Here is an 11,534-nt window from a genome sequence, read left to right as displayed (position 1 = left end):
ATTTGCGGCGAGCAAACACGTGAATCCGTGATAGCGGCAAAAGGTGCAGCGATGATGGCGCTTGCCAGGGAGAAGTGAGACGACAAGTACCCCGGGCGGCCGTCATCCCTCCAACAGATTGAGCGTGCCCGGATAGCCGTTTCTGATGCCACAGGGCGGAGAAAACGGCTCTCCAAGCACGCTCATTTGACGAGGTTGGAAAGGGTCAGGGAGAGAAAAGCGAACCCGTCCCCAAATGCACACCTAGTAGACGCTGGTCCACTTGCCGGTCTCGGCCTCATCACCGGAGCTGCTGCCGCCGGAGCTGGACGAGCCGGTCTGGGACTCGCCCTTGGAGGAGTCGGAGCCACTTCCGGAATCGGAGTCAGAGCCCGAGCCTCCCAGGCCCGTCACGACGTCTGTGCCGGCGCCCGTGACTGAGCCCGTGTTGGCCGTGGAGGCCGTGACGCTCGCGGTGCAGGGATTCCCCCGCGACGGGGTGCACGTTTCCGCGCTTCCCTACTCCCTGCCCGCGCGCACCCGGGAGACCACGAGCCCCAGCACGAGGCCCACGACCGCGGGAATCACCCACGCAAGGCCAAAGCCGGCGAGCGGCAGGACGTCCGTTGGCAGCCACGCGTCGGGCGCCACGGCCGAGCGCACGGCCTCGCACACGCTCACGATGCCGGTGAGCGCCACCACGCACGGCCACACGGCGCCGCGACCCTCGAGCGCGCGGTGCGCGAGACCCATCGCCACGAGCACGATGGCCATCGGGTAGAGCGCCGACAGCAAGGGCACCGAGAACGCCAGGATCGCGTCGAGGCCAAAGTTGGAGACCACGCCGCTGAACGCGGCGAACGCCAGGGCCACCCAGCGATAGGGCGCGTGGAGCTGCTCGGCGAAGTAGGTGCCGCAGCAGCTGATGAGGCCGATGCAGACGTTCAGGCACGCGAGCAGGAAGATGAGCGCCACCACCACCGTGCCCGCGAGGCCAAAGTGCGCCGTGGCGGAGGCGGTGAGGATCTCAGCGCCGTTGGTGGCGCCGGGCATGACAGAGCCCATCGTCACGCCCACGTAGGCAAAGCCGCAGTAGATGAGCCCCATGAGCACGGCCATGAAGACACCGGCCTTGGAGATCTCGCGCGTGAGGCCCGCGTCGTCGGTGACGCCGAGGCCGCGGATGTTCTGCGCGATGACGATGCCGAAGGTAAGCGACGCGAGCAGATCCATCGTCTGATAGCCAGTGAGGAAGCCCTCGGCAAGCGGCACGTCGTTATAGGGGGCCTGCGCCGCAGTGGCGCCGCCCGTGGGCGCCACGATCGACGACACGGTCACCACCACGATGAGGACGACGAGCGCGGGGCCGGTCAGCTTGCCGAGCAGGCGCGTGAGCTGGCCGGGGTGAAGCGCCAGCAGGTAGGCCACCACGAAAAAGACCACGGAGAACGCGACCTGGATGGTGGCGACGTCGGCGCCCTGGGGCAGAAGCGGCGCGAGCATCTCGAACGAGGTGGACGAGGTGCGCGGAATCGCCAGGCAGGGGCCGATGGCGAGGTAGACGGCGGCCACGAAGATGGTGGAGAAGAGCGGGTGCACGCGGTCGGCGAGCTGGCGGATGGTGCCCGAGAGCGCCACCGCGATGATGCCGAGCACGGGAAGGCCGATGCCCGCGACGAGGAATCCCACCATGGCGGGCACCGCGTCGACACCGGCCTGCAGTCCCAAGAGCGGCGGCAGGATGAGGTTGCCCGCCCCGAAGAACATCGAGAAGAGGGTCACGCCCACGAGCAGGCTCTGACGAGGGCCGAGGCCCCCGGCAAGGGGCGCGGCGGCTCCCCTGGCGGCGGCTCCCTGGGCCATGCCGCCCCGTGCGTTCGAATCGTCAGCCACAGCGCTCCAATCGACGAAACCGGTCTGAGAAATCAGGTTCAGTCAACCCTAGACCCATGTGAGCGGGCTGTGAACCCCCGATTTCGAAACGATTAACTGGAGGTGTCGTCGGGGCGCGGGAGATGGGCGGGCAGTCGGAGGGGCCGCGGTGCGTCGCCGAGACGCGGGAGATGGGCGGGCAGACGGGTCGAGGCGCGCCACCACGCCTCACGGCTCGAGCTTGCGGAACCCCTCGCCAAAGGCCTCGTGGGCCTCCGAGATGACCACGATGGCGTTGGGGTCGAGCTCGGCCACGATGGCCTTGAGCGGCGCGATGTCGGCGCGGCCCAGGATCACGAAGAGCACCGGTCGGCTCTCCCCCGTCCACTTGCCGCGGGCCGTGAGCTCGGTGCAGCCGCGGTCGAGCTCGTCGAGGATGGCCCGGGCGATGGCCTCGTGCTCGGTCGATATGACCCAGGCCACGCGCTCGGCGCGCAGGCCGTCGACCACCTGGTCGAGCACCCATCCCACGAGAAACATCGCCACCGTGGCGTAGAGCGCGTTCTCGACCGAGAAGACCGGGGCCGAGAGCGCCACCACCATGAGGTCGGTGAGGATGACCCAGGTGCCCACCGGCAGCGAGGTATGGCGGGCGAGGACCTGGCAGATGATGTCGGTGCCGCCGGTGTTGCCGCCCGTACGGAACACGAGGCCCAACCCCGCGCCGCACACCACGCCGCCCCACAGGCTGCAAAGCAGGAGGTCCCCGCCGCCCAGCACCGGCAGCACCGGGCGCAGCGCGTCGATGAAGAGGGCCGAGAGCACGATGCCGGCCAGCGAGCGCAACACGTAGCGAGGCCCTCCCACGCGCCAGGCAAGCACCATGAGCAGGGCGTTCATGACGAGCGTCTGCACGCCCACCGGCAGGTCGGGGCCTCCTGCGGCCAGCACGGCGGCGCGGATGGTGATGGCAAGTCCCGAGACGCCGCCGGGCGCGAGGCCGTTCGGCTCCATGAAGCAGTTGAGGCCGACGGCGAAAAGCGCCGACCCCACGGCAACGAGCCCCAGGTCACGGGCGAGACGGAGCGCCCGCGAACGTGCGGGCGCGGGTGTGTTGGTGGCAGGCGTCACGAACCCTCCTCTATGCGGTGGCTTGTGCGGTGGCTAGCGGAGGGCGCCGCACGCGGCGCAGCCGGCGGCCCCAGGGCCTGACGCGCCCGGGCACGCGCCGGTGGCCCCTGCCGCACCGGCGGCGGAGCCACCCGCCCCCGGCCCGAAGATCTCCTCCGCGAGCCTGAGCGCCGTGGGCGTCGTCGCGAGCCCGCCCTCGGCCGTCTCTCGCAGGGCCTCCGGCATGGCCCGGCCCACGCGCCGCATGGCGCCGATGGCCTCGTCGGCCGGGATGGTGGCCCCGCAGCCGGCAAGCGCCAGCTCGGCGGCCACGAGTGCCATCGCCACGCCCGAGGCGTTGCGCTTGACGCAGGGCACCTCAACGAGGCCCGCCACCGGGTCGCACACGAGGCCGAGCATGCTCTGGATGGCGATGGACACGGCGTCGGCCGTCTGCGCGGGAGTTCCGCCCGCAAGCTCCACCACGGCCGCGGCGGCCATCGCGGCGGCGCTGCCGCACTCGGCCTGGCACCCGCCCTCGGCCCCGGCCAGGCTCGCGTTGCGCTCGATGACGAGGCCCACGCCCGCCGCCGCGAACAGGCTCATCACGCAGTCGCGCTCGCTCGCGCCCAGCTCGTCTCGCATGGTGAGCACGGCCGCCGGCAGGATGCCGCACGAGCCGGCCGTGGGCGCCGCCACGATGCGGCCCATGGCGGCGTTGAGCTCCGAGACCGCGAGCGCCCGATAGAGCGCCCCGCCCACGACGCCGCCCACGAGCGAGCGGCCCGAGCGCACGGCCTCGCGCTCGCGGTGCGCGTCGCCACCGGTGAGGCCGCTCGGCGAGCGAAGCCCCTCCGCGCAGCCCGGATCGATGCACTCGTCCATGACCCTGAGCCTGCCCGCCATCTCGGAGAAGAGCTCGTCTTTGCCCATCTCCAGCGCCTCGGCCTCGTGGGCCAGCACCACGTCAGAGAGCCGCGCGCAGGCCGCCTCGGCCGCGGCGACCACCTCGGCGAGCGTGTCATACGAAAGGTCGTAGCCCATGTCTCCCCCTACACCGGACTCAGCACGATCGAGGTCGTGACGTCGCGCAGGCGGCGGATCCGCTTGTTCGCGAGCGGGCCCACCGGCCCCTCCACCTCGATGCACATGACGGCGTCGCCGCCCTTGCGCACGCGCGCGAGGCGGAAGTCGCAGATGTTGGCCCCACCCTCGGCGAGGACGTCGGTCACGGCGGCGATGAGGCCGGGCACGTCGCGGTGCAGCACCACGAAGGTGGGCCGGCGCCCCGTGACGCTCACGGCCATGCCGTCGATCTCGGTCACGAGGATCGAGCCGCCGCCCACCGAGCTCCCCTGCACCGCGACGTGCGCGCCCGAGACGCCCCCGAGCTCGATGCGCGCCGTGTTGGGATGGCCCGCGTCGTCGGCCGAGGTCTCGAACGCGATGTCGAGCCCCCGCTCGCGGGCGATGTCGAGCGCGTCTCTCAGGCGCACGTCGTCGGTGGCCATGCCCATGACGCCCGCGGCGAGCGCACGGTCGGTGCCATGGCCGCGGTAGGTCTTGGCAAACGATCCATAGAGCGTGACCCGGGCGGTCCGGGCATCCTCGCCCAGAAGCCTGTGGGCGACGAGCCCCAGGCGGCAGGCGCCCGCCGTATGCGAGCTCGAGGGCCCGATCATGACCGGGCCGATGATGTCGAGGGCAGAGGACACGGGCCCTCCCTTCCTGCGCGAGACGATGCCACCCGGGGCAGGCGTCGCCTCGTCGCGCTAGCGGCGGGCGTAGAATTCGTGCAGGTCGGAGGCCATGGCCCTGAGCGTGGGCGCGTCGATGTAGGCCATGTGGCCGCAGCCGTAGCGGCGAAACTCCACGCGCTCGCGCTCGGAGGGCGCGAGGTGCAGCGCCGCGACGTCGTGGTGGACGTTCCACCACGTGGTGGCCGCGTCATAGCGGCCGCCCAGGACGAGCAGGCGCATCGTGGGGTTCACGCGCAGCGTCTGGGCGATGTCGGCGCACACGTTCACGATGGGCGTCTGGTCCATGCCGGGCTGGGCGTGGCGCCAGTCCCACGAGCCGCCGACCTTCTCGAAGTCGGAGAGCAGGTAGTTCGCGGGCCCGCGATAGCCCAGCGTGGAACGCACGTGCGTGCGGAAGGCCGCGAGCATCGCGCTCTCGACGGCCGCATCGGCCGCGTCCTCGCCGGCAAAGGCGTCGGTGGAGCGCTGGAGCGCCTGGGGCGCGGGCGAGGAGAAGCGCATGTCGAGACGTCCGCACACGAGGCCGTCGGCGCGCAGGAGCTCGCGGCGGAAGTCGTCGAGCTCGACGCGCAGGTTGCGCTCGCGCACGAACTCCGCGGGCAGCGAGGTGAGGCGCGCGAAGCGACGCGCCACGCGGGTGGCCTCGCGGTCGGGCAGCTCGTCGCCCAGAAGAAGCGCGTGCGCGTAGTCGCCCTGGGCGAACTCGACCGCCTCGTCGAACCACTCGTCCTCGCCCACGCCCACGCCAGCCTTGTCGAACCACTGGGCGCACGCGGCGAAGGTGGGCAGCATGCCGATGTGGTAGAGGTCGCTCGTGGGCTGCGTCTGCACGAAGTCGAAGAGGGCCGAGAGCATCGTGACGCCCGCGAGGTCGACCCCGCGCTCGGAGAGCAGACGCATAAGCACGGCGTTTCTCACCGTGCCGTAGGACTCGCCGAAGAGGTAGACGGGGCTCGCCCAGCGGTCGTGCGCGTCGAGCCAGGCCACGATGGCGCGGGCGAAGGCGTCCGCATCGCCATCGACGCCCCAGACGCGCTTGGGGTCCACGCCCGGCGCCACGCGCGACCAGCCCGTGCCCAGCGCGTCGAGGAAGACGAGGTCAGTGTCAACGAGCAGCGTGTGGGGGTTGTCGTGCGTGCCGGGGTGCATGCCGAGGGCCTGCGTGCCCGCGGTCTCGATGGTGACGGGGCCCATGCCGCCAAAGTTCACGGGCACGCTCGAGGAGCCGGGACCGCCGTTGTAGCAGAAGGTGACGGGCCGCTCGGGGCCACCCACCCGGCCGTCATCGCCCACGCGCAGGTAGCCGAGGGAGAACATCGTGCCGAGGAGCTCGCCCTCGTCCGTGCGCACCTCGATGGGCTCGGCGCTCGCGTCGTAGTCGAAGCCGCCCGCGGCGGCGCTCCCGCTCCAGTGCAGGCGCCTCACCTCGGCCTCCGGCAGCCTGAGCGCCGCCTCCCGCTCCGCGTCGCGGTCTGCGTCGCGCGCGTCCCTCGTCTCCGTCTTCGTCTCGTCCATCGCTGTCACATTTCCTTCCGTATGATTTGTCACATTCTAGACGCCGCCGCGCCCGGGCAGGATGCGACGGCGGCCGGCGGTGCCGCGAGGGCGGCGAGCTTACCGCCGCGGGACACCGCCCGCCTCGACCCCCGCAGCGCCGCCCCTCACACCCGACAGAAGCGCCTGCGCAGGTGGGCGAGGTTGTGCCCCACGTCCAGGTCGGCGCCCGTCGCGAGGCGCAGGGTCTCCGGCGCGGTGCAGGTCTGGCCAAAGCGCCACACGTGCTCGCGGAGCCACCCGCACATACCCGAGGGATCGCCCTCCCCCAGCCGCGCGAGTGCGCCCGGCACGTCGGCAAACAGCGCATCGAAGATCTGCGCGGCGTGCATGTTCCCCAGCACGTAGCTCGGGAAGTAGCCCACGTAGCCGCTCGCCCAGTGCACGTCCTGGAGCACGCTCTCGCGCGAGTCGGCCGGCGTCACGCCCAGGTACTCCTCGTACGTGGCCCGCCAGACGTCCTCGAGGTCGGCCACGCGCATCATCCCGTCGAACACCGCGCGCTCGAGCTCGTAGCGCACCACGATGTGAAGCGGGTAGGTGAGCTCGTCGGCCGACTGGCGGTTTGCGCAGGGGTTCGGCCGGTTCGTCGCGCGCAGGAGCTCGTCCGCGCCCGCATGGGCAAGCGCCGGAAACTCGCGCTCGAGCGCCGGCGCAAGGGCGTGCCAGAACTCGGCCGAGCGGGCGAGGTGGTCTCGAACAGACGGCTCTGGGGCGCAGCGCGAAAATGTGACAAATCATCCGGAAGGAAATGTGACAGGGCTAGGGGCGGGGACGGGGGCGGCGCCGGCTGCGGAGGCGCTGACGCATCGTGCGGGCGGCGCGGCTGGCCGCCGCCTCCACGCGCGGCGTGAGGTCGGCCTCGGCGCGCGTCTGCCAGTCAAAGCGGATGCTCGCGAAGCGCAGCGCCACCACCGCGCCCACGCAGGCAAACCCGGCCGCCACGAGGTCGACGCTCGCGAACGCCAACACCGTAAACGCCACCGAGCCCCCCACGCAGGCCACCGCGTAGTAGTTCGACTGCCGAAAGATCGCTGGCGCCACGCCCACGAACGACTCGCGGATGGCCCCGCCGCCCACGGCCGTCACGGTCCCCATGATCACCACGTAGATGGGGTCAAGCCCGTAGGCAAACGCCTTGTTGGCACCCGCGAGCGCAAAGAGTGCGATCGAGAGCGTGTCGGCGAACAGGATCGAGCGGTCGAGGTCCAGGAACAGCCCGCGGAAGTAGAAGGTCACAAGGCAGATGCCAAACGAGACCCAGATGAGGTCGGGGTGCTGCATGAAGTAGATGTCGCGCGCGCCCATGAGCAGGTCGCGCACGATGCCGCCACCGTAGCCCGTGAGAAACCCGAGCGCCGTGATGCCCACGACGTCGAACTTGCGACGGCACCCGAACAGGGCGCCCGTCAGCACACCCACCACCACCGACGCGTAGTCGATGCCCCAGGGTACGCTCAGCACGCCACCCTCCCCCCCCTCGCCAGAACGGCCCGCAGACCACAGGGGCCTGCGGGCCGTGTCGAACTCCCGATGCCGTGGGCACGCCTACTCGGCGCGGTGCCCGGCCTTGTGCGTGCGGACGAGCTTGGGCAGCTCCTCGCCGTCCACCGCGGCCTTGGTCACGACGACCTTGGCGACCGACAGGTCGCTCGGCACGTCGAACATCGTCTGCTGCAGCGTCGACTCGCAGATGGCACGCAGGCCGCGCGCACCGGTCTTGCGGGCCAGCGCCAGGTGCGCCATCTCGCGCAGCGCGTCCGGCTCGAACTCGAGCGAGACGCCCTCGATCTCGAACATGCGCGTGTACTGCTTGACGATGGCGTTGCGCGGCTCGGTGAGGATGCGCACGAGGTCGTCCTCGCCCAGCTGCTTGGTGGAGCAGATCACCGGGATGCGGCCCACGAACTCCGGGATCATGCCAAACTTGTGCAGGTCCTGCGGGGTGACCTCTCCCATGAGCTCGTTCTCCGAGTCGCTCACCTTGGTGGCCAGCTCGGAGTTGAAGCCCACGCCCTTCTTACCGATGCGGTCGGCCACGATCTTGTCGAGGCCCACGAAGGCACCGCCGCAGATGAACAGGATGTTCGTCGTGTCGATCTTGATGAGCTCCTGCTGCGGGTGCTTGCGCCCGCCCTGGGGCGGCACGCTCGCCACGGTGCCCTCGAGGATCTTGAGCAGCGACTGCTGCACGCCCTCGCCCGACACGTCGCGCGTAATCGACAGGTTCTCGGCCTTACGTGCGATCTTGTCGATCTCGTCGATGTAGACGATGCCCACCTGGGCGCGCTCGACGTCGCCGTCGGCGGCCGTGATGAGCTTGAGCAGGATGTTCTCCACGTCCTCGCCCACGTAGCCCGCCTCGGTGAGGGTGGTGGCGTCGGCGATGGCGAAGGGCACCTGCAGGAAGCGCGCGAGCGTCTGGGCGAGCAGCGTCTTGCCCGTGCCCGTGGGACCCAGAAGCAGGATGTTGCTCTTGGCGAGCTCCACCGGCTCCTTGGCCATGACCTCGTCGGCGCCCACGGCGTGCGCGGCGTTGGCGAGGCGCTCGTAGTCCTCGGTCTCCTGGTCGCCCTCGAGGCCGTAGAGCACGCGGCGGTAGTGGTTGTAGACCGCCACGCTCATCGCGCGCTTGGCGTCCTCCTGGCCCATGACGTACTGCGAGAGCTCGTCGTATATCTCATGGGGCGTGGGCAGCTGCTCGATGGGCAGGATGGGGTTCTCCTCCGCCGCATCCACGCTGGCCACGGCGTCGGTGTCGCCCGCCGCCTCGGCGTCGTGGATGATGTCGGCGCAGGCGGCCACGCACTCGTCGCAGATGTAGACGCCGTTCAGGCCCTGGACGAGCTTGCTCACCTGGTCGCGCGTCTTGCCGCAGAACGAGCAGCGCACGCCACCCGGGTTCATGGGGTCTTGGTACGTGGGCACTCCTACTCCTCCTTGGCGGCGTCGGCGCGCGACGAGATCACGCGGTCGACGAGGCCGTATGCGGCCGCCTCGCTGGCGCGCAGGTAGTTGTCGCGCTCGGTGTCGACCTGGATCTTCTCCACAGGCTGGCCCGTGGCGTCGGCGAGGATCTGGTTCAGGTGCTCGCGAATCCACTTGGTCTCGTCGGCGACGATCTGGATGTCGGTCTGCTGGCCCTGGACGCCCGAGCTCGGCTGGTGGATGAGCACCATGGAGTTAGGAAGCGCGAGGCGCTTGCCCTTGGCGCCGCTCGCCAGGATGACGGCGCCCATCGAGGCGGCCATGCCCACGCAGATGGTCGAGACGTCGGGCTTGATGTAGTTCATCGTGTCAACGATGCCGAGGCCCGCGTAGACGTCACCGCCGGGCGAGTCGACGTAGAGCATGATGTCCTTGTCGGGGTCCTGGCTCTCGAGGTGCAGGAGCTGCGCAATCACGAGGTTGGCGGAGTCGCGCGTGACCTCCTCGCCAAGGAACACGATGCGGTCGTTGAGCAGGCGCGAGTAGATATCGTAGCTGCGCTCGCCGCGCGGCGTCTGCTCCACGACGTAGGGAATGAGCGGGATGTCGCGAACTGGGTTGACCATGTGGTCCTCCTTCGTTCTCCTGGTGGCGGCGGCCGGGCCGCCTCGCCCGTGCAAAAAGGCCGGACGGGGTATGTCCCCGCCCGGCGTTGTATACCCCATGTGGGTATGGTCGAACCCGTGCGGGAGTGCAGCCGGGGCTCAGGGCCCGGCCGCCTCGGGTCGGGCTGCTACTCGGCGCTGTTCTCGGCCTCGCGCTTGGCGCGGCGCTCGGCGACCTCGTCAACCTCGTTGACCTTGGCGTTGTCGACGAGCCACTGCACGGCCTTGGAGCGCTTGATGGTCTCGCGCACGGCGGGCATGCGGCCGGCCTCCTTGAACTCCTTGATCGAGGCGTCGACGTCCTTCACGCCGGCCTTCTCGAACTCGGCGCGCACGTCGTCGGCCGTGGCCTCGAGGCCGAGGTGCTTGGCCAGGGCGTCAAGGGCGAGCGACTGGCGGGCGCGCTCCTCGGCCTGCTGGTTGAGGTCGGCCAGGAAGTCGTTGACCTCGATGTGGCGGGCGTCGAGCCAGGCGTCGAGCGTGGTGCCCTGGCGCTGGAGCTGGCCCAGGAAGTCCTGCGCGATCTCGTCGAAGACCTGCTTCTGGTAGTCCTCGGGGACCTCGTCGAGGTCGAGCTCGGCGGCGACCTTCTCGATGACGCGGTTCTCCTTGAGGTTGGGGAGCTGCGTCTTCTTGTCCTCGGCGACCTCGTCCTTCACGGCGTCGCGGAAGGCGGCCACCGTGTCGAAGCCGAAGGCCTTCTTGGCCAGCTCGTCGGTGAGCTCGGGCACGACGCGCTTCTTGGCGCTCTTGAGCGTGACCTTCACCTTGACGTCGCGGTCCTCGACCTTGTGGGTCTCGCCGTCGGCGTGGGTGTGCTCGCCGCCCTTGACGGTGAAGGAGACCTCGCGGGTCTCGCCGACCTTCATGCCCTTGATGCCGTTGTCGAACTCCTCGGGCACCTGGGTGGAGCCGATCATGAACGGACGGCCCTCGCCAGCGAGGCTCTCGCCGTTCTCGACGTTCTCGATGTCGATGGTGAGCATGTCGCCCTCGGCGGCGGTGAAGTCGTCGCCGGCGTCCTCGAAGGTGGCGTGGTAGTTCACGAGCGCCTCGACCTGCTCGTCGATCTCGGCCTCGGTGACCTCCGCGGGCGGCATGTCGATCTCGGGGGCGTCATAGCTCTTGAGCTCGGCGTCCGGACGCAGGGTGATGGTGGCCGTGACCTCGTAGTCATTACCCTCCTGGCAGAGGACCGGCTCGTCACCGTAGGTGGGCTGGCCCACCGGCACCACGTCGAGCTCGTCGAGCATGAGCGGGGTGGCGTCGTTGAGCAGGTCCTCGGAGGCCTGGGCAAGCACGGCCTCGCGGCCCACGAGGCCGTCAATCACCGGACGCGGGGCGTGGCCCTTGCGGAAGCCCTGGAACCGGTACTTGTTCGCGATGTCCTTGTACGTCTTCTTGACGGCGGCGTTGACATCGGCAGCGGCGACGGTGAGCTTGGCCTCGAGCTTGCCGTCCTTGGGCTCGGCAGCGGTGACAGAGATCTTCAACGTTCCTCCTGATGGGTCGTTCCTGCGCTCGGGGCGGGGCCCGGGCACTCTCGGCGAGCGCACGTGGGCACGCCCGCATCCTTGCGCGGAGGGCTAGCCTCGCGCTTGCACAAAACGGATTCATCTTAGCAGAGTGGACGGGTTGTGAGGGCCTAAGGAGAGCGCGGTCACAA

The 11,534-nt window shown here is 70.0% G+C and carries 10 protein-coding genes and 1 pseudogene; all 11 read right to left on the bottom strand.

What is annotated here, in order from left to right:
• Nucleotides 1-243: 243 nt before the first annotated feature.
• Complete coding sequence (locus EFAMC1_RS08185; protein WP_187324612.1) at nucleotides 244-393, bottom strand: hypothetical protein; 150 nt, start codon at nucleotides 391-393, stop codon at nucleotides 244-246.
• A 105-nt stretch (nucleotides 394-498) separates the two neighbouring features.
• Nucleotides 499-1,842 carry a branched-chain amino acid transport system II carrier protein gene (gene brnQ / locus EFAMC1_RS08180; RefSeq protein WP_154053856.1) on the bottom strand — a complete coding sequence of 448 codons (1,344 nt, stop codon included), beginning with the start codon at nucleotides 1,840-1,842 and terminating at the stop codon, nucleotides 499-501.
• Nucleotides 1,843-2,079: 237 nt separating this feature from the next.
• Nucleotides 2,080-2,982, bottom strand: coding sequence for a YitT family protein (locus EFAMC1_RS08175; RefSeq protein WP_261981830.1), 903 nt, complete (start codon nucleotides 2,980-2,982; stop codon nucleotides 2,080-2,082).
• A 33-nt stretch (nucleotides 2,983-3,015) separates the two neighbouring features.
• Complete coding sequence (gene sdaAA / locus EFAMC1_RS08170; RefSeq protein ID WP_154053797.1) at nucleotides 3,016-4,005, bottom strand: L-serine ammonia-lyase, iron-sulfur-dependent, subunit alpha; 990 nt, start codon at nucleotides 4,003-4,005, stop codon at nucleotides 3,016-3,018.
• A gap of 8 nt (nucleotides 4,006-4,013) precedes the next feature.
• A complete protein-coding gene (gene sdaAB / locus EFAMC1_RS08165; protein ID WP_222838688.1) occupies nucleotides 4,014-4,676 on the bottom strand; it encodes an L-serine ammonia-lyase, iron-sulfur-dependent subunit beta in 663 nt (220 codons plus the stop codon).
• Between the two features lie 57 nt (nucleotides 4,677-4,733).
• The gene (locus tag EFAMC1_RS08160) at nucleotides 4,734-6,236 is read right to left on the bottom strand and encodes a S10 family peptidase (RefSeq protein WP_154053796.1); all 1,503 of its coding nucleotides are present in this window, start codon (nucleotides 6,234-6,236) and stop codon (nucleotides 4,734-4,736) included.
• Between the two features lie 146 nt (nucleotides 6,237-6,382).
• Nucleotides 6,383-6,955, bottom strand: a pseudogene (locus EFAMC1_RS08155) (hypothetical protein); the annotation flags it as partial.
• Nucleotides 6,956-7,037: 82 nt separating this feature from the next.
• A complete protein-coding gene (locus EFAMC1_RS08150) occupies nucleotides 7,038-7,739 on the bottom strand; it encodes a trimeric intracellular cation channel family protein (protein WP_154053794.1) in 702 nt (233 codons plus the stop codon).
• An 84-nt stretch (nucleotides 7,740-7,823) separates the two neighbouring features.
• Nucleotides 7,824-9,182 carry an ATP-dependent Clp protease ATP-binding subunit ClpX gene (gene clpX / locus EFAMC1_RS08145; protein WP_154053854.1) on the bottom strand — a complete coding sequence of 453 codons (1,359 nt, stop codon included), beginning with the start codon at nucleotides 9,180-9,182 and terminating at the stop codon, nucleotides 7,824-7,826.
• A 23-nt stretch (nucleotides 9,183-9,205) separates the two neighbouring features.
• On the bottom strand, nucleotides 9,206-9,829 hold the full coding sequence (locus EFAMC1_RS08140) for an ATP-dependent Clp protease proteolytic subunit (RefSeq protein ID WP_154053793.1): 624 nt from the start codon (nucleotides 9,827-9,829) through the stop codon (nucleotides 9,206-9,208).
• A 167-nt stretch (nucleotides 9,830-9,996) separates the two neighbouring features.
• Nucleotides 9,997-11,361: a trigger factor gene (gene tig / locus EFAMC1_RS08135; RefSeq protein ID WP_261981829.1), complete on the bottom strand. Its 1,365-nt coding sequence runs from the start codon at nucleotides 11,359-11,361 to the stop codon at nucleotides 9,997-9,999.
• Between the last annotated feature and the right edge of the window lie 173 nt (nucleotides 11,362-11,534).

Source organism: Olsenella uli (genome assembly GCF_901212675.1).
Taxonomy (GTDB): Bacteria; Actinomycetota; Coriobacteriia; order Coriobacteriales; family Atopobiaceae; genus Parolsenella; species Parolsenella uli_B.
This window is presented reverse-complemented; position numbering and strand designations above follow the sequence as displayed.

Coding starts and splice junctions, on each gene's coding strand:
- sdaAA (WP_154053797.1), bottom strand. CDS start 4,005: ATGGGCTACGACCTTTCGTATGACACGCTCGCCGAGGTGGTCGCCGCG.
- brnQ (WP_154053856.1), bottom strand. CDS start 1,842: ATGGCCCAGGGAGCCGCCGCCAGGGGAGCCGCCGCGCCCCTTGCCGGG.
- EFAMC1_RS08160 (WP_154053796.1), bottom strand. CDS start 6,236: ATGGACGAGACGAAGACGGAGACGAGGGACGCGCGCGACGCAGACCGC.
- EFAMC1_RS08140 (WP_154053793.1), bottom strand. CDS start 9,829: ATGGTCAACCCAGTTCGCGACATCCCGCTCATTCCCTACGTCGTGGAG.
- clpX (WP_154053854.1), bottom strand. CDS start 9,182: ATGAACCCGGGTGGCGTGCGCTGCTCGTTCTGCGGCAAGACGCGCGAC.